General features: G+C 58.0%; 17 protein-coding genes and 2 tRNA genes. 3 read left to right on the top strand and 16 right to left on the bottom strand.

The genetic code is table 11. The features are described 5' to 3' along the window. Positions 1-264: 264 nt before the first annotated feature. A tRNA-Glu gene (locus JAO82_RS07590) sits at positions 265-339 on the bottom strand. A gap of 458 nt (positions 340-797) precedes the next feature. On the opposite strand from JAO82_RS07590, the gene JAO82_RS07585 reads away from it, so the two are divergent. Beyond that, on the top strand, positions 798-1,601 hold the full coding sequence (locus JAO82_RS07585; RefSeq protein ID WP_198685947.1) for an undecaprenyl-diphosphate phosphatase: 804 nt from the start codon (positions 798-800) through the stop codon (positions 1,599-1,601). Here JAO82_RS07585 and JAO82_RS07580 read toward each other — a convergent pair whose 3' ends face one another. After that, on the bottom strand, positions 1,602-2,585 hold the full coding sequence (locus tag JAO82_RS07580) for a complex I NDUFA9 subunit family protein (RefSeq protein WP_198685775.1): 984 nt from the start codon (positions 2,583-2,585) through the stop codon (positions 1,602-1,604). A gap of 186 nt (positions 2,586-2,771) precedes the next feature. Between JAO82_RS07580 and JAO82_RS07575 the strand changes: the two genes are divergently transcribed. Beyond that, a tRNA-Leu gene (locus tag JAO82_RS07575) sits at positions 2,772-2,858 on the top strand. 168 nt (positions 2,859-3,026) lie between these two features. Here the strand turns inward: JAO82_RS07575 and JAO82_RS07570 are convergent. The 9 genes from JAO82_RS07570 to JAO82_RS07530 form a co-directional block, all read right to left on the bottom strand. Continuing rightward, entirely contained in the window at positions 3,027-3,830 is an 804-nt protein-coding gene (locus JAO82_RS07570) for a hypothetical protein (RefSeq protein ID WP_198685774.1), read from the bottom strand. A gap of 338 nt (positions 3,831-4,168) precedes the next feature. Beyond that, entirely contained in the window at positions 4,169-4,720 is a 552-nt protein-coding gene (locus JAO82_RS07565; protein WP_198685773.1) for a hypothetical protein, read from the bottom strand. Beyond that, complete coding sequence (locus JAO82_RS07560; protein ID WP_198685772.1) at positions 4,713-5,078, bottom strand: hypothetical protein; 366 nt, start codon at positions 5,076-5,078, stop codon at positions 4,713-4,715. Before JAO82_RS07560 ends, JAO82_RS07565 begins: the two co-directional genes overlap by 8 nt. After that, positions 5,068-6,564, bottom strand: coding sequence for a YfjI family protein (locus JAO82_RS07555; protein ID WP_198685771.1), 1,497 nt, complete (start codon positions 6,562-6,564; stop codon positions 5,068-5,070). Before JAO82_RS07555 ends, JAO82_RS07560 begins: the two co-directional genes overlap by 11 nt. Then, entirely contained in the window at positions 6,561-7,442 is an 882-nt protein-coding gene (locus JAO82_RS07550; protein ID WP_232897290.1) for a DUF7146 domain-containing protein, read from the bottom strand. The genes JAO82_RS07555 and JAO82_RS07550 overlap by 4 nt, the downstream gene beginning before the upstream one ends. A gap of 91 nt (positions 7,443-7,533) precedes the next feature. Next, positions 7,534-7,926: a winged helix domain-containing protein gene (locus JAO82_RS07545; RefSeq protein WP_232897289.1), complete on the bottom strand. Its 393-nt coding sequence runs from the start codon at positions 7,924-7,926 to the stop codon at positions 7,534-7,536. 2 nt (positions 7,927-7,928) lie between these two features. Further along, positions 7,929-8,108 carry a helix-turn-helix transcriptional regulator gene (locus JAO82_RS07540; protein ID WP_198685770.1) on the bottom strand — a complete coding sequence of 60 codons (180 nt, stop codon included), beginning with the start codon at positions 8,106-8,108 and terminating at the stop codon, positions 7,929-7,931. Positions 8,109-8,184: 76 nt separating this feature from the next. After that, the gene (locus tag JAO82_RS07535; RefSeq protein ID WP_198685769.1) at positions 8,185-9,021 is read right to left on the bottom strand and encodes a hypothetical protein; all 837 of its coding nucleotides are present in this window, start codon (positions 9,019-9,021) and stop codon (positions 8,185-8,187) included. Continuing rightward, positions 9,021-10,214 carry a tyrosine-type recombinase/integrase gene (locus JAO82_RS07530; RefSeq protein WP_198685768.1) on the bottom strand — a complete coding sequence of 398 codons (1,194 nt, stop codon included), beginning with the start codon at positions 10,212-10,214 and terminating at the stop codon, positions 9,021-9,023. Before JAO82_RS07530 ends, JAO82_RS07535 begins: the two co-directional genes overlap by 1 nt. 551 nt (positions 10,215-10,765) lie before the next feature. Here JAO82_RS07530 and JAO82_RS07525 point away from each other — a divergent pair. After that, positions 10,766-11,866: a tyrosine-type recombinase/integrase gene (locus tag JAO82_RS07525; RefSeq protein WP_198685767.1), complete on the top strand. Its 1,101-nt coding sequence runs from the start codon at positions 10,766-10,768 to the stop codon at positions 11,864-11,866. Here JAO82_RS07525 and JAO82_RS07520 read toward each other — a convergent pair. From JAO82_RS07520 to JAO82_RS07500, 5 genes are all read right to left on the bottom strand, one after another. Beyond that, positions 11,863-12,396, bottom strand: a complete 534-nt coding sequence (locus JAO82_RS07520) for a BRO-N domain-containing protein (protein WP_198685766.1) — start codon at positions 12,394-12,396, stop codon at positions 11,863-11,865. The two genes, JAO82_RS07525 and JAO82_RS07520, sit on opposite strands and share 4 nt — an antisense overlap. Before the next feature lie 209 nt (positions 12,397-12,605). Beyond that, positions 12,606-12,833, bottom strand: coding sequence for a hypothetical protein (locus JAO82_RS07515; RefSeq protein WP_198685765.1), 228 nt, complete (start codon positions 12,831-12,833; stop codon positions 12,606-12,608). Next, on the bottom strand, positions 12,830-13,198 hold the full coding sequence (locus JAO82_RS07510; protein ID WP_198685764.1) for a hypothetical protein: 369 nt from the start codon (positions 13,196-13,198) through the stop codon (positions 12,830-12,832). Before JAO82_RS07510 ends, JAO82_RS07515 begins: the two co-directional genes overlap by 4 nt. Positions 13,199-13,574: 376 nt before the next feature. After that, the gene (locus JAO82_RS07505) at positions 13,575-14,558 is read right to left on the bottom strand and encodes a hypothetical protein (RefSeq protein WP_198685763.1); all 984 of its coding nucleotides are present in this window, start codon (positions 14,556-14,558) and stop codon (positions 13,575-13,577) included. A 1,065-nt stretch (positions 14,559-15,623) separates the two neighbouring features. Next, a complete protein-coding gene (locus JAO82_RS07500) occupies positions 15,624-16,178 on the bottom strand; it encodes a recombinase family protein (protein ID WP_198685762.1) in 555 nt (184 codons plus the stop codon). Positions 16,179-16,300: the final 122 nt, after the last annotated feature.

The raw sequence follows: 16,300 nt of genomic DNA, 5'->3' as shown, positions 1-16,300 counted from the left end.
GCGAACCGAATTTCACAGGATCGGCGCAATGATCCGATCGAGTTTGCGCTGGGACATGAGGGACTGTCGGCCCGGGAATTGGCGGTAGAGCACAACGACGAAAAGCGGTGTTCTGTCCCTGAAACATCAGCATATCCCTGCCGGGCAGTGGAGGGGGTCACCGACAAAACCACTGCAATCAACCAGATGCTTCTCTCGGGCATCTGACGGTACCCTACGGGGATAGGCAAAACATCAATAAAATGAATGGTATAAAAGAACCAATGGTAGCCCGTAGGGGAATCGAACCCCTCTTTCCAGGTTGAAAACCTGGCGTCCTAACCGATAGACGAACGGGCCACTGTTGGTTAGCGGCTCTTTAGGCAATCGCGACGGGGGGTGCAAGCAGAAAAACGTATAATATTCACGCTTCCCTATTTATTCTGGAGTTTGCCCGAAAAGCTGCTTGGGATTCATGCATAGCCCCCAAGTCGGGTAGGGGGGAAACCGAATAGGACAAGCCGTTATGGCGGGGCGTCTGGCGATCTCGGCGTAGATTTGCAAGGGAGCGTCGCGACATTGGGCTGCGACTCCTGTGGTCCAGAAAAATCGCGCAAGCCCGAAAAGTTGGAACCCTCGTGTAGCAAGGGGGCTGGCATCGCCTGGCATTGAAGCGGCACTTTGCAACGCGGCTTTCGCCAGCAGCGATCTGGCAGGGGCTAGGCCTGAGGATTAGGCGGATCGAACGCAATCCTTTTCATCCCGAGGCCAGCAGGATAGCAGATGCTCGATTGCTGCCTTCTCCAGAGCTCTTCATCATGTACCTGTTTCAGTTGATCCTGATTGCGCTAATCCAAGGAGTCACCGAATTTCTGCCGGTTTCATCCTCGGGCCATCTGATCTTGCTGCCGGGGTTGTCGGGGATGGAGGATCAGGGACTGCTGATCGACGTTGCGGTCCATGTCGGCACCTTGGGTGCGGTTATCCTTTATTTCCGACGTGATGTTTGGCTGGGGCTGGCGGGACTGCCGCGCGCTTTAAGCGGGCGCGCAGATACTGCGGGGGCACGGTTGGCGATGGGCCTGATGATCGCGACAGTTCCCGTGGTTTTCGCCGGTCTTGTCTTGTATTTTACGGGGCTCAGCGAGCTCATGCGCTCGGTCGCAGTGATTGGCTGGGCCATGCTGCTTTTCGGGTTGGTGCTGTATTGGGCCGACCGGACGGGGGCGGCAGTCAAGCGGACCACAGATTGGAGCAAGCGCGATGCGCTGATCATGGGGCTGTGGCAGATGGTGGCGTTGATTCCCGGCACATCGCGCTCCGGCATCACCATCACCGGAGCGCGGCGGCTGGGCTATGCCCGCGAAGACGCTGCGCGCTTGTCCATGCTCATGTCAATTCCCACGATCGCCGCATCAGGCATCCTTCTGGGGGCCGACGTCGCCCAAAGCGCCGACATGGCGGCGATTCGCCCGGCGCTGATTGCCGCCGGGTTCGCCTTTGTGTCGGCTCTGTTGGCACTGGCTTTCATGATGCGCCTGCTGCGCAGTGTCAGCTTCACACCCTATGTGATTTATCGGATCATTGTGGGGGCATTGCTGCTGGTTTGGGCCTATAGTTGATCAGCCAAGCAGCCGATCCGCCGAGGCGGCGATATCCGCATATTGACCGCCCTTGCGAAACCGCCACAGATATTCTGGCAGGATAGATTGCATCGGGGTAGGGTGGATACCCAGCGAGTTGAAAGTACGCGCATCGCTTGACGCTATGTTGTCCTGAGCCAGATTGCGCAACTGGTCACGGGTCAAGACACCGTTTCTGATCAACCCCAGGCTGAGCAACTGCACCATATCGAATCCGGATGCCATCATATGCGCCAGCCAGAAGGGCAGATTCACCACCATGCGGCGCCGGCGGATCACTGTCAGCATGCGGTGCATCAACTCACGCATGGTTGCCACTTCAGGGCCGCCCAGCTCATAAACCCCCGGCGTGGCATCGCCAGTGACGCCCATCTCAGCCACGTGTGCGACGTCGTCGACATAGACCGGCTGAAACAGGGTCTCGCCCCCAGCAATCGGTAGGACCGGTGCCATCCGCGCCATGCCGGCAAAACGGTTGAAGAAGCCGTCCTCCGGGCCGAAAATCAGCGACGGACGCAGGATCACGGCACCGGGCATGTATTTTAGCACGGCCTTTTCGCCCAAAGCCTTGGTGCGAGCATAATCGCTACGGCTGTCGGCATCTGCGCCGATTGCCGAGATATGCACCATTCGTCCTACCCCTTGCTCGGCAGCAATACGAGCGATGCGCTCGGGGCCGTCGACCTGCACTGAATCAAATGTATTCTTGCCCTTCTCAGCAAGGATACCGACGCAGTTCACGACAGCATCCGAATCATGCATGACCGCCGCTACCGACGCATCGTCGCGAATATTGCAGAATACTGGCTCGACCTGACCGACAACGCCATAAGTACGTACGAAACCGGCGTCATTGGGGTTGCGTACCGCAACCCGCACCCGCCAGCCCCGTTTGGCCATGCGCCGGGAGATATAGCGCCCGATGAAACCCGATCCGCCGTATATCGTTACCAGTTTAGACATCCGAGGCTCCCACTACTTTCGATCCTGCCGAGGATTACCGCTCCTGACGGGTTTGGACAAGGCGCAATGACGCCACCACCCCCGCGATTGCCCTGATTTTGGCTGTAAAGAAGAAGTTTGAAAAAAGAGCGATCTGACGATTGACAGTCTCGGTCGCTGGCTTTAGATCCCGGCTCAACGACACCTGCCCAGGTGGCGGAATTGGTAGACGCGCTGGCTTCAGGTGCCAGTGGCCGCAAGGCCGTGGAGGTTCGATTCCTCTCCTGGGCACCATATAAATCCAGTAACTGATTGATTTATATAAAGAAAACCGCAACTGCACTTGACGTATCCCCCTAATTATCCACCCTAGGGAGCGTGTTGAAGCGTTGAGAGCCGCTCCATCCATCCACAGCGGATTTACACCGAGCTTCAAGCCAATGTCTTGATTCTAGCCGGACTCTAATCGACTGGGATGAATTTAGCTCCTTTCCAGAAGCCGACTTGATGGTCAGCCGGAGGTTCGAGAGACATGTAGGAGTATTCGGAGGCTTGCCTGAACCACTTGTAGTCTATGCGGGTGAAGCGTAGCTGCAGGAACGTTTCTCTGGATTTCTTGTGAAAATCAGCAATATTCCTATTGGCTGCAAAGAGAGGGTTTACGACTTCAAGCCTTCTAAAGCCTGCGGCGTGAGACCTGGCCCAGCCATCTGCCTCCCATAACTCCCGTCTTAATGCCGGACCATAGGCGTCGCGAATTTTTGGAAACAATTCCGCTTGTTGTTGACTGAGGTGGACACGAAAATCTTGACGAGCCGCTTCTTGTTCACTGGCCAGGTCTAAACCCGCGCCCTCCTGTATTAATTGGCCTCCTCGCTCAAAGATTTCTGCAGCAAGCCAGATATCGTTCATCTCACTGGAAACTTCGAAACCTGTAGTGGCATCAGCTATATCTCTTAGCTCTGCTAAGCGCTCCATATAAGAAGCACCTACTTTTAACGCCGCTGCACGAGCCTCATTCTCACGAAGCGCGGTAAGTTGCTCTTCGTTTTCAACGCCTGCAACGTCCAGTTCCTCTTGCTTCGCCATCCTCTCAACGGTGTCAGACGCACCAATAGCAACCAAAAAGACGCTTAAGGAGATTCCCGAACTAATGAGGCGTCGCTTGCGATTACCTGGGAAAATTGCAGATATCAGCGCGAATACTGCCCAAAGAACGGCACCAATGCCTATGAATGGCATAACCGTGTTTAGTGCAATCATCATACACCGCCCCTCCCAGCCTCGACAAACCGATAATTTGAAGCCGATAATTTGCATCGGGTAGCTTAAAGCTGCCAGTTCAAGGGCTACGAGGTCAAGATACAAGATAGCTGGCCTTCCGGCCTTCGCGAGCAAGAGTATTCACCAGAGCGCGCAGTTCCGCCGCGTCACGGCTGCGCGCGCCGTGTTGCCAATTTGGATGCGCAGTGCCGGGCTTTGCGCCTCCGCGGGCACCGTGCATTCGGCATACCGCCCAGCCGCGCACCGCTGGGCTTTTACACGGCAAGCCGGTTCTTTTTGAGTTCGCGGTGCATCTAGGGGCACAGTGCATGGGGTAAGCGTCAGGTTTCATTGTTACCCCTCCCCCCATGATGGACGTTACCAACAACAGCCTGCGCGCCGGGTTCCACCGTTACACGCTCAACACGCACAGTCTGTTGCCCCTTGCTGCGATAGCGCTTCAGCGTATCCATTTGAGCCGTGAAGCTTCGCGTTAGCTTGTTCATGGCGCGTTCGGCTGCATCCTGTTGCTGGATAGTGCTGATATGGTTTAGCTTTTGCGCCATCATCATCGCCGCTTGATGGGTAGCGGCCATTTGGGTCAACAAAAGCGCTTCGGCGGCGTCTTTTGGCTGCATCGCATCCAGAAAGCCTATGGAAAAGTTAGCCGCCTGTTCATCCAGTCGCTTGCTCCATGAACCGAGACTAACAATTTGCCCTATCAAGCCAAGCGCGACAGACTTGCTTGTGACTTCGTTTGATATCCGGTCAAAGTCGCCGTCTATATCAATTTCCAGTCTGTTGTTTTCATCCTCCCGAGCCTTCAAAGATGGGGGCGTGCGCTTTGCCACTTCTGGTTTCTGCTTTGCAGCCTTTGCTGGGGGTTTAGTCATTCGATTTTCCTTCCGAGCTTTCCCATTGTTTCGTGATGCCATTCCAGAGCCGCCCGCGCGGCCCATCCCGTTCCCATGCCGTTAGCCGCCGCCACTCATCCAGCGACACAATGCGCCCCGTCCATGTCAGGGGACGCCCAGCGGTCGAGCGCCCATGCAGGAAGGCCTCATAGGTCTGCATATCGCCGCACGCCGGGCTTTCGTTTTTCTGTTTTCGGACTAGGGGCGCTGCGACACTTGCGACAACTGCGACACGGGGGCAGATTGCCGGGGGCTGCGCCGCCGGTAATGCGGGGCCTGAAAGGGGCAAGTCGCCCCCTTCGATTTCAGCCAGCGCCTTTTGCGCATCAAACCACATGGGCTGCGCCTTTCACGATGCGCCAGCTTTCGGCCCGGGCCGCCCCGCGCACAATAGTTCCGGGGTCGATCGGTGCCAGCCACCCATGCCTTTCAAGGATACCGAGCGCGGCCCGAGCCTTTGGGCTTTCGCGCAGCGGGTTCGGCCCGAGTCGCACCACGTCGCGCACCAGCACTTCGGGTTCCGTCCAGTTCTCTAACAGCCACTTACGCAAGGCTTCGGCCCGGTCGATTTCAACCGATACCGTTGCCGCGCTGGCAAGGCGTGAAGCTTCGGATAGATAAAACTGCGCAAGCGTGATGGCGTCAGCCATCACATCAGGTTGCACTTCATGGGCTTCCAAATCGGTCCAGAGCGTCAGAACGCCCGCGATGCGCGCCGCCTGTTCAGCAACCTTTGAGGCGGTGCCGGTGATATGGGATAGCGCACCACTAGGGGCTTGTGCCGCTTCAATCGTATCTGAGAAAGCCACCAAAAGCGCCCGTGCGCTGGGCGATAGCGTCAGGCTTTCCGGCTTTAGAGTGCGGCCATCATCCCAAGTTGGCATAGTGCGCGCCAAGATGGATTTCAGCCGCGCCGCAAAAATACTAAGCGCTGCATCATCTCGGCGCGTATTTGCAGAAAGCCGTTGTCCGATACTGGATGCAGGTTCGCAGATTAGACAGCGAGGCAGGAACCCCAAGCCGCTGGCCAGAGGGTCAGATATAAAGCCGTGCATGACAACAGGTTGCGCCATCAGGTGTAGCGCCATCCGTCGCCCCCGCAACGTGAAGACGCCATCACCCGCCCGCGTGCGCTTGATTTCCGAGCCATCCCAAAGGCTGTTCAAGCCGCCAAGGGTTTTCATGCGGTTGTCGGCGTTCATCGCATGGCCGCCAAGAAACTGCCCGGCTTCATCCGAGAACAAACCAAGGCTGGGCTGCCCTTGCAGGAAGGCGCGAAACAAGCCTTCCAGCGTCGGTTCGCTTGCCGTCCGGTCTGGCAATATCGGCGCTTCCGGCGCATCGCCCAGCGCCGCCAAATCGGCTTCGGCTGCCGCTCTCTTGTCAGGCTTGGCGCTTGCCGCATCGCGTAGCGCGCCCTTTTTCTTCGCATCATGCAGTTCAGTAGCGGTCGCCCATGCCTTGAAGGCGGCTGAATATATTTCGCTTTGTTCACGCTCATATTCACGCAAGCCGTTCAAAAGCGGCTTGTCGCAACTGGACTTGCGTTCGCCAGATTGCGCGATGGTCAGGAGGTAAAGCGAAACAGGTGCAAAGCCGCCGAGCGTTTCCACATCGGCAAAGCCTTGAACCGCCAGCGATGCCACCGCCAGCGCCGAAGCCGCTGGGATTGCTACCGGCGCTTGCGTCATCCCTTGCACCGCCTCCACGGGGGCGCGCAGCGGCCCGAGTGCTGCCACAGGATAGGCTGCGCCCGCCGGGATTTCACGTAACAGCGGTTGCGGCCCTTCAGGATTGAACGGAATGGGATTGGGGGCGTTCATGCTGCATCCCCTTTCAAGGTTAGAATGTCGTTCCAGTCGCGGCCATCCGGCGCAGGCAAAAGCGATACCTGCCAGCCCAGCGCGTGCGCGCGTTCGGCTAATGCGTGCGCCGCATCCCGCCCAGGTGCATCGCCATCCGGCGCGATGGTCAGCCGGTGCGAATCGGCGGGAAGGCGCAGCCCACGGACGCCTGATGTGGATAGCGCCGCCCATACCGTCGCAGGCGTGCGCAGCAAGCCGCTGGCAAGGCTCAATGCAGTCTCGATGCCCTCCGCCACCACCAACGGCCCCGGCGCGCCAGTGAGTCGCACAGCGCCGCCCTGCACAGCCCCCAACATTGCCTTGGCGGGTTTCACAGCCGCCTTACGGCCATCGGCACGCAGATAGGTGCGATGCACCGCAAAACCGCCGCCGCCATCCACCAACGCCACCAGCGCCGGAAGCCGTTTTGCGGTCGGCCCATGCCAGCAAGAGCTTTGAAAGCGTAGCGTGCCGGGTAGGGGGCAGGTGATACCCCGCCCCCGAAGATAGGTTTCGGCCAGCGTGCCCGCGATGGGCTGCGCTTCCTGCCAGAGCCTTTGCGCGTGAGCGGCGCGCTTCATCGCGTCCTTGTGCTGTTCCGCTTTGCGCTGGGCGATGGTCGCCGGGTCTGGGGGCGTATAGTTGCCGGGCGAGATACCCGCCGCCGCCAGTATATCGCCAAATGTGCAGCCGCTTTTCTTGCAGTTCAGCAAGAGTCGCCCGCCGTTGCCATCGGCCAGCGTCAACGCGTTTTGCCCTTTGCGGCCTTCATTCTGACAAACGGGGCAAGGTGCTGCCCCGTAACTGCGATACCATTTGCCGCGAAGGTCGCGCGTCAGGTGCTTTGCATCCATCATTGCGCGGCCCCCCAAATCAACACGGCCAAGGCGTTCGCCTGCGCTTCAGTCAGGCCATGCACGCGCATCAGGAAGGCAATTTGCAGCCGGTTCATGACCACACCCCCTGCCAGTCGGGTGCAACTCCACAGCGCAGCACATAGCGCGCATGATGCCCCGGAAAATCGCCGCCATGCGGTTCGGTGATGGTTTCGATTTCAACACCCATGCCGCGAAGGTTGAACACATAAGCACTCCAACGCGGCGCAGGGTTGTGAATAGGCGTGCAGCCCCGCGCCCCGGCCCGGCGCAATTGCTCAAGCGCCCAACGGTCGCGCCCCGCAACCACGATGCGGAACGGGTCGCCCGCGCTGGACGTGATGGAATAGGGCGTGCCCCCGCGCAACTTCCGTGCTATATTCTGGATGCCTTCCGCCGTCGCATGGATAGGCTTTTCCGCCCCGGTTGCGCCCGCCAGCGCGCCGGGGTTTTCCATTTCCGCCATTGTTACGCCGCCTCCCCGCGAAGATTGCGCAGATGGGCGTCAATCTCAGCTTCAGGCCAGTAAATGCGCCCGCCCAGCTTGATAGGCTGGGGCAAGCGGCCCGCTGCCAAGTCGGCATAGATTGCGCTGCGTGAGCGGTTGCCCAGCTTGGCGCGAAGTTCGGTTAAAGTAAGATATTGCATATCGCATCCATCCTTTTGTGACTTGGATAGTGCGATGATGCCCCAGAGCGTTTTGCTTAGTTATTGCGAAAGAAAATCAAAAGTTAAATCGCAAGGCGTTTGCTGCTTCCCAAATGTCGCGTGCGGTCTGTTCGGTTTGTGCCGTATTAGGGTGCAAAACTGAAATTTCAGCCCAAGTCGCTCCTGCCTCTCTAGCATCTAGGGTCCGCAAGTATCCCAGCCATTTAACTGGATGCCGCCGCTTCGATGGTATACTGCGACCCATGTGCATATACTGCACCTTCTTTAAGAAATGTTTGGCGCGTTCAATCTGACCTCCAAGGGGCATAGCTAGGTCAAAGCTAATTATGGCACGCTCTGGGCCAGAGGGCATGGGCACCGTTCTTCCGTAGTGCTTTTCCAAATCATTTTCGTCTTGTTCGCTTAAGTTTTTTGCATACAGTCGCACAATGTCTGCTGTGCTGAGGCTAAACGAGTTTTTCTCCCAATAATCTTCAGCGAAACCTGTTGGCAGTCGGGCATCTATTAATTCTTCCGGATGATCCGAAACAGATGGATCGGGAAGCTTCCAGTAAAATCCTAAATATTCATGCGCTGCGCGGCTTCTGCTCACATACACAAAGTACCCGGGCTTGCCCTTCGCAGGTCTGTCATTGTATCGGAAATCATCTTCTCCAAAAAAATTCTTATCGTCTGCTTCTGCCCTAGTAAAAGCCGCCCTTAGCTCATCCCTGCGTCTATAGAACTCCCACCGCCAGCGCATGAACGTCCAGTTCTCAACATTCCCGTAATCCGCTGCATCCTTCCAGTTCGGGAGTCCCCATTCATTTGCGGCTAATGTCGCAGGTGTCGCAGGTGTCGCAGGTGTCGCAACGGGGATGGTCCCGATTGCGCTTTTTGTGTCGCGCGCCATTAGCCTGCCCCCGCCAGCTTAATCACCTGCCCAGCGCCGCCGGTCACATGGTCGGCCCAGCGCTCCATTAGCTTCGCGCGCTGTTCGAGGTAATCAGTTCTTCGATAGGCACGCACCACGCCACCATCCACCACATGCGCCAGCATCGCCTCTGCCACTTCGTGCGGCGCGTCGGTCGCTTCGGCCAGCCATGTGCGCAGACTTGTGCGGAAGCCGTGCGGGCGCGCTTCCAGCCCGCGCCGCTCCATATGCCGTGAAAGCGTCATGTCGCTAATCACGCCGCCGCGCGTATTCGGAAACAGGAAGCCGTTGCGGGCGTGCGGGCGCGCAAGGTCGATAATGCGCTGGGCTTCACTGCACAGCGGCACGCGGAAGGCTTCGGTCGCGCCTTTGCGGCCCTTCATGGCTTCGGCTGGCACGGTCCACACGTCGCCTTCAATCTCGTCAAGTCGGATATTGCGCAACGGGGTCGAGCGCACACCTGTTAGGATTAGTAGGCGCAAGGCAAGGTGCGTCAGGGTTGGTTCTTCAAGGCTTGCATAAAAGGTTGGCACATCGGCCCACGCCATCGCTGGAATGTTCTTTGGCACATGCCGCGATTTACCCAAGAGTGCCTTGGCTTTTTCGGTTGCCTGCAAGTCCACATCCAAACCCAGCGCCGCCGCATGGCGCAGCACGATGGAAAGCCGATTCATCGCTTTGCGTGCGGTGTCAGCCTTAGTATGCCAGATGGGTGCAAGCGTATCGCGAATATCGCGCTGGTCGAGGTCCGTTACCGGCACGCGGCCCAGCTGAGGCAAAACATGAATGTTAAGAGGTGACAGCCAACGGCCCGCCGCGCCATCTCCTTTCAACTCGGCTTTTCGTGCCTCAAATGCGTCAGCGGTCAATATCGCCAGAGATATATCTTCCCGCCGTGCAGCGCGTTGTTCAGCCTCGCGTTCCTTGATGGGGTCACGGCCAGTCGCTGCCATCTTGCGCCAGTGGTCAGCCCGTTTGCGGGCTTCGGCCAGAGATAACGCCGGAAAGCCGCCCAGCCCCATCTCACGCCTGCGCCCGTGAACAGTCACACGCTGTACCCATTGCGCCCCACCATCTGCGCGCTTCACGAACCACAGCCCCGCCCCGTCGCAATGTTTGCCCACTGGCGCAGTTTTAAGGAATTGCGATGAAAGCCTGTTTTTCGCCCGCATTCTCTATCCCCCTAAATATCCACCCTAAGCTAGTGGATAGGGGCGGACAGGACAAGACAACTTAGGGCAACTCCACCTTTGTTCTTAGGGGGATAAAGGCAAAGGCGGACAAATAAAAACAGGCAAAAACAATGGGTTGGTGCCTCTCCTGGGCACCATTTTCCTATGGAAAGTGTCGATATATCAACGCATTAAGCACTCTTGCGTCCCGTCCGGTACACATTACGGTACACACGGGGTACACAATGAGGCTTGTTTTGAAGTACGCGAAACGGACAGACTCGGGAAGCTGGCACTATCGCCGGAGGGTTCCCAAAGCGGTCGCTGAGGTGATCGCAAAGACGGAGTTCAAGGGGAAGCTGGGGAATAGTGAGCGTGAGGCGCTAGCTGCATATCCCCGCTTTCATGCGTACGTAGAGCAAGCGATAGCCAAAGCCTTACACAGCGAAGGGCAGGGCCGTGCCGCTGATCGGGGTTTGCTGACAGAGCGGCGGGCGTATGAGGTCGCACAGGAACGGGCCGCTTCGTTGGCACCTGCGGGAACCCCGTGGATGCACCGTGACGCTGCTGTTGAAGGCATTGCCAGTCAGTACCCGCGTGACCCTGAGACACAGGACCCCGTCGGGGCAACTGCGGTAGATCGGCATACGATCAATGCGCTGAGGAACGCTGGGGAGCACGCCCCTGTAGCAGTGCCAGAGTGGACCCTTGAAGATGCCCGTCTGCTTTACATGCGGGAACACCTCGGCGGTGAGTCTCACGAGGACCGTCGCCGGGCCGCTGTCCGGTTGTTGAGAATCGTGGGCATGGTTCGTGACGCGCTGGGCGGGGTGGACCCTGTGCTGGTCGATCTGACCCGTGACGATGCCCGCAACGTGCGTGACCATATGCTTGATCGGCTCAAGAGCGACGGGGAGAGGATTAGCCCCGCGTCGGTCACAAGGGATCTGAACGGGCTGCGGGCGGTCATTAACTTTGCCGCCACCGAGTTTCCCCTTCCCGGCACCTTTCAGAACCCGTTCAATAAGCTGTCCGTGAAGGTCGTGCGTGGTAAGTCCTCTGCGGCAATAAGTAAGCGCGACCCATTGCCCCCAGCAATCCTCAAGGCAGCCCGCGAGCGTGTCATAGGGTCAGCCCGTCAGCCCCTGCCGTGGATATGGAGGCTGCTTGAAGGCACCGGATGCCGATTGTCGGAGGTGACGGGGTTGAGGGTGGAGGACGTGGACGTGACAAGCGACCTGCCACACATCAGGATTACTTGGCACGATGATCGGCGGATCAAGACCGACGCCTCAGAGCGCAGCGTTCCACTGATCGGGGATGCACTGGAAGCGGCAAGAGAAGCTGTTCACGGGGCTGCGGGTGGTCTCTTGCTGTTCCCTAAATATGGGGCTGAAAGGGGGGCGGACGCGGCCTCTGCGGCGCTTATGAAGCACATAAGACGCGTGACCAAGGACCCCAAGCACGTCGTCCACTCCCTCCGACACAATATGAAGGATCGGCTCAGGCTGGCCGAGGTGGCGCAGATCGAGCAAGATTTGATCCTTGGTCATGCGTTGGAGGGAATAGGTGACAGGACTTACGGGGGCGGACAGGCGCGGTTGAAGGCGACCGCACGGGCCATGAACAGGGCGCTGAACGGCGCTGCTTAGGGCTTCTTTGCTAGGTGGCGTTCCCACGACGTAGCCTTCCGCCCTTCCTCCTCAATACGGGCTATCTCTTGGGCGTATTGCTGGTGACGCTGCGCCCGTGTGCCTTCGACAAGGCGTTCGCCACGGGTATTGACCGCTTGGCGCAGTTCCGCATCGGTCATGTTCTCCTGCCCAACGACATAGACGCCGTGCTTGTGGAGGGACGGGATTACCTCGGAGGTCAGGTGTCGGCGGAATGCCCGTGCGGTTTTCTTACGGGACTGCAAGACCAGATCATAAAGGCCGCTTTCGCTGACCAGTTTGTTCGGACGCCCTCGCCGTTGAAGTCTGATTTCATTAACATCGGTTCTATCTATGTTACTCAGGGCGTCTGCGGTGTTCTGGATGCCAAGGGTCCTGCACACGTCGGCAGCGACAAACCAGACTTTCCCGTCAATGGTGACCGAGCGGAGTGACCCGAACGGTGTTTCGGAGGTCATGGTTTGGGGTGGGGTGGTGGTGGTGATGATTTCGACGCTACTCGTGGTCATAGTTCTTCTCTTCTCTTTCTCTGCTTATGCAGTTCACATTTTGTTGTGGAGATTGTTCGGACGTAAGGGTGTCCAGCTTCTGGACCCCCCTGCATCGGGAATAACGTCTGTTGAACATAGTTTATTAAGCGCCTGTGGAGGCGTCGGTGTTGCCCTGAAATGAGGCCCCACGGCCAAGGGTGTCTATTTTTCACGTACCCTTCGCACTGCTACCCCTCCCGCCAATCATCGGGGTCCAAGGTCTTGGTCGCTTTGGCTGTCTCTGCTGGTGTTGGCGGCTGATCGCCGCAGGAGGGAAGGTCATGCTCTGCGCCGTGTCCCGTCTGGCGATCCATGTTGGCCTGACGCTCCGGCGAGACGTAACCCTTGGGGGCCACTTGACCCTTGCCCTGAACGTTGACCGGGAAGGTGTTCAGGAGCCTGTACAAGTCGCTCATTGCGCCGCCTCTGCCTTCCTGCGACGTGCCGCCCAATACTCGCGCAGTCTCGCGCTCTCCGTACGCCGACGGACACCCGGACGGGCTGCATCCTCAAGGCGCATCGGCAGGAAACTGTCATAAGGCTTGTCGCTGTGCCGTAGGGTGACTTTCGTTGCCCCGTCCATGCCCCGATCAAGCAGCAATACGGCGCAAGCGTCTTGGAAGGGATACTCTGACGCGGGGTGGAGTTCATCGGTGCCCGTTTCGTCTGTCGAACGCCACTTGAGGCGCAGCCCAGCACGGTTTGTTCGGGTGCGGTGGTCTGACCACGGGATGCGGTGAGCCACGATGCGATAGACGGGATCTCCCAACGCAGTGCTCATCACTCCTGCCCCGCCGCGCGCCGCGCCTCTTGTTTCTCGCGGTTGAGGCGTATCTGTTCACGGACTTGCGCAAGGTGTATCTTGTAGGGGCTTAGCGGTATGTCCGCACGGGCCTCGCGGTGCGCTTGCTGAATGAGCCGCTGACGGTCCCGGCGGGCGTCCTCACGGCATTCCCCGCAGTATTTCTGCGTTGTCCCGGTCGGTGTATACTCCTCTGCACACTCTACGCATGTCCTTGGTTTGAAGGTTCTTTTCTTGGTGGTCATGGCTATCTTATCTCTCTCTTTGCAAATAGAAAAGACCCCCAAATCAGTGACTTGAGGGCCTTGCTTAACGTTGATTGTTGGTCTCTGACTGGCGTCAGGAGTGGGGATTACTACAGCTTGATGAACCCGATCCGCACGGCTGCCCCGAAGCTGACCTCCGGCTGACCCGGAGCGGACTTCAAGCGCCACTCGCCGGACTTCTTGTCCTGAACAAGCAATGCCCGATCCTCTGACGACATACCGTCCAGCAACTCAAGGAAACCCTCGGGGTCCCGTTCAGGCATAGACACAAGGCGGTCAATTGACAGCTTCCCCAGACGCTGGAGTTCGTCGGTGTTCTTGTCCAATGTCGCACGTCGTGCCTGTCGCAATTCGTCGTCCGTCAAGGTTTCCTGCAATGCAGATACAGACGACCCGACTTCGCTCAGGGTGTTGTCTGCTTGGGCGATGTAGCCCTGCATGACCTGTTCAGCCATCGCCGGGGTGACGCCTTCGGGCAGATTGTCCGCATCATAGTCCCCCGCTTCAACGGCGTCGTTCATGTGCTGATCGGTGACCTCTGCGCCGTGGGCTTGGTCAATGCTGTCGAGGACCTCCCCGGCCTTGCTGACGATGCGCTCTGCGTCGCTGAGGGCCTCTTTCTCCCCGTTCTCCCCCTTTTCATCGTCATTCTGATCGACTTCGTTGGAGTTCGTCGCATCATTGCCCGCTGAGGTGGACGAGAGAGCCTGAGCGGGTACGTCAAAAGGGCTTGGATCGCCCGCCTTGAACGATTGTGGAAGGAATCCCCCAGCCTTTGCAGCTTCAACGGTTGTTTCACCAAAGCCGGGAATGTGGATCATGCCGGGGTTGATGGTCGGGACGGTGGCGGTGATGTGCGCTGGGCTTGTGGATTTGCTTACGTTGACTGGATTGGTGAATTGACCGTTGCTGATCGTCACTTCCTGTCGTGTCGCTGGCATTGCGTGGGGCTGGAAGCCTCTGTTGCGCTGGGCGTTGGGGTTGCTCGGCCCGTCAAGCTGGGCTTGCAGGTGGGCGAGTTCCTCGGCGGACATATCGCCAACGCTTACTGAGTGGATTGTATTGTCTGTCATGTGGTGTTCTTTCTTCTTCTGTTCTTCGTGGATGTGTGTGAAAATGGAACATTATTATATTATTCCTACAGTACGCCCATCCCGAGAGGCCGTGAGGGGGCCGTAGAGCGCCTTCTGGGTTTCATGTAGGGGGGTAGGCGAATTTGGAGGTAGGTCTCTAAGCGCCGCTAGGCGCGGCTGGTGGGGTCTATCGGGGCTGTACAGGCTGAACGCAGCCGAACTTGGTAATACGAAAATGATTACCAGCGAGAGAAGTCTGAAAAATATTCAGAGAGGGGCCGTGGGGTGTGTGAGAAAAATACACACACCGCCTCACCGATAGGGGGTCGAGGCCGGACTTCTTCTTCAAAAAATGAAGGGGAAGCGCAGAGCAGCATCCGCCGAACGGACGTTGGCGAGGTCTGACACGAATAATGGGAGACTTGTGAGTATAATTTACCCACAAGCATCGGACGCCCATGAGAAGCAGCTTCCCCTATATCCGGTACAAGGGAGTACCCGAGGAGGCCACGGAGAAGGCCACAAGAATTATTGGTGGCCGCAGAGCTACGTGGGTCGAACCAACTTAGGTATGCCGCCGGGAAGGATACCCTGTACTTTTTACAGGTAGTCGCGCCCACTCCCTGACTTATTCTCAGGTAGTCGCGTCCACTCCCACGCTTATTCCGTGGTAGCCAGCCACCGGCGCTCAGCCGCGCAGCGGCGATGAACGGTGCGCTTGAGGGAATGCGCAATGCTACATTGATCGGATACGTGTAGGTCTTGCGCCTTACCCAGCACTCGCTTGCGCTGCGTCTACGTCAGCAAAATAAAACAGATAGAAGGACGTACAGTGACCTTTATGCAACACTTGTGGAGGCATCAGATGCAGCAACAGCTACTTGCAACTCATTCGCAACAAGCAAAAAGATAGATCAGGGGTGAGATTGCGGTGGGGTGTGACATTTATGCACAAAAGAATAGATCAAGGCCCTGAACGGACCACTTGGGCACACCTTTAGGCACACCTTCCTCCCGACCCCCTTATTTATATGGCTAAGCTGGGGATAGAGTATCCGTTGCCGCTTAATTGTCCTGTAATATCCGATAGACGCTGGATCGACCAATGCCCACGCGCTGGGCGATCTCGGTGCCGCCGATGCCCTCTCGGTGCAGCTTCAAGACCTCCTGAGCCTTGGCCCGTGCCGTCGGCGCTCTGCCTTTGTACTTCCCCTGAGCCTTGGCCTTGGCGATGCCCTCACGCTGTCTCTCCAGCATGATTTCCCGTTCAAACTCTGCAACGCCACCTAGCAGGGTCAGCATTAGCTTGCCCGTAGCGGTGCCCGTGTCGATGCCCATTGAAAGAATGCGAAGGCTTGCCCCTTTGGCGGTGAGTGTGTCGAGGATTTCCAGCAGGTGGGCCACTGATCGGGCCAGACGGTCCAACTTGGTGACCACGAGCGTGTCCCCTTCACGGACAAACTCAAGCGCCTCTGTCAGCTTCTCACGGGCCTTCACGTCCACCGACGATACCCGTTCCACGAAAACCTTTTCACATCCTGCGGCGGCAAGGTCGCGCTCCTGTGCCTCAAGCCCTGCGGTCTGTACCAAGGTCGAGGTCCGTGCATACCCTACAATCATCGCTTCTTCTCCGTCCCGTCTGTCCCATTGAACTGGCCCCCGTTTCGACCGGACACCTTGGCCTGACCAAGGAGGCTTAAGGATAGCCTTAAGCACATGCTTATGTCTGAGATTGAAATCAT

The organism is Pontibaca salina (genome assembly GCF_016307205.1).
Classification (GTDB): domain Bacteria; phylum Pseudomonadota; class Alphaproteobacteria; order Rhodobacterales; family Rhodobacteraceae; genus Pontibaca; species Pontibaca salina.
The sequence above is the reverse complement of the archived record's forward strand: the minus strand, read 5'-3'. Positions and strand labels throughout refer to the sequence as shown.

Coding starts and splice junctions, on each gene's coding strand:
- JAO82_RS07500 (WP_198685762.1), bottom strand. CDS start 16,178: ATGATTGTAGGGTATGCACGGACCTCGACCTTGGTACAGACCGCAGGG.
- JAO82_RS07555 (WP_198685771.1), bottom strand. CDS start 6,564: ATGAACGCCCCCAATCCCATTCCGTTCAATCCTGAAGGGCCGCAACCG.
- JAO82_RS07525 (WP_198685767.1), top strand. CDS start 10,766: ATGCACCGTGACGCTGCTGTTGAAGGCATTGCCAGTCAGTACCCGCGT.
- JAO82_RS07520 (WP_198685766.1), bottom strand. CDS start 12,396: ATGACCACGAGTAGCGTCGAAATCATCACCACCACCACCCCACCCCAA.
- JAO82_RS07545 (WP_232897289.1), bottom strand. CDS start 7,926: ATGGCGGAAATGGAAAACCCCGGCGCGCTGGCGGGCGCAACCGGGGCG.
- JAO82_RS07570 (WP_198685774.1), bottom strand. CDS start 3,830: ATGATGATTGCACTAAACACGGTTATGCCATTCATAGGCATTGGTGCC.
- JAO82_RS07550 (WP_232897290.1), bottom strand. CDS start 7,442: ATGATGGATGCAAAGCACCTGACGCGCGACCTTCGCGGCAAATGGTAT.
- JAO82_RS07560 (WP_198685772.1), bottom strand. CDS start 5,078: ATGTGGTTTGATGCGCAAAAGGCGCTGGCTGAAATCGAAGGGGGCGAC.
- JAO82_RS07540 (WP_198685770.1), bottom strand. CDS start 8,108: ATGCAATATCTTACTTTAACCGAACTTCGCGCCAAGCTGGGCAACCGC.
- JAO82_RS07510 (WP_198685764.1), bottom strand. CDS start 13,198: ATGAGCACTGCGTTGGGAGATCCCGTCTATCGCATCGTGGCTCACCGC.
- JAO82_RS07535 (WP_198685769.1), bottom strand. CDS start 9,021: ATGGCGCGCGACACAAAAAGCGCAATCGGGACCATCCCCGTTGCGACA.
- JAO82_RS07585 (WP_198685947.1), top strand. CDS start 798: ATGTACCTGTTTCAGTTGATCCTGATTGCGCTAATCCAAGGAGTCACC.
- JAO82_RS07580 (WP_198685775.1), bottom strand. CDS start 2,585: ATGTCTAAACTGGTAACGATATACGGCGGATCGGGTTTCATCGGGCGC.
- JAO82_RS07530 (WP_198685768.1), bottom strand. CDS start 10,214: ATGCGGGCGAAAAACAGGCTTTCATCGCAATTCCTTAAAACTGCGCCA.
- JAO82_RS07505 (WP_198685763.1), bottom strand. CDS start 14,558: ATGACAGACAATACAATCCACTCAGTAAGCGTTGGCGATATGTCCGCC.
- JAO82_RS07515 (WP_198685765.1), bottom strand. CDS start 12,833: ATGAGCGACTTGTACAGGCTCCTGAACACCTTCCCGGTCAACGTTCAG.
- JAO82_RS07565 (WP_198685773.1), bottom strand. CDS start 4,720: ATGACTAAACCCCCAGCAAAGGCTGCAAAGCAGAAACCAGAAGTGGCA.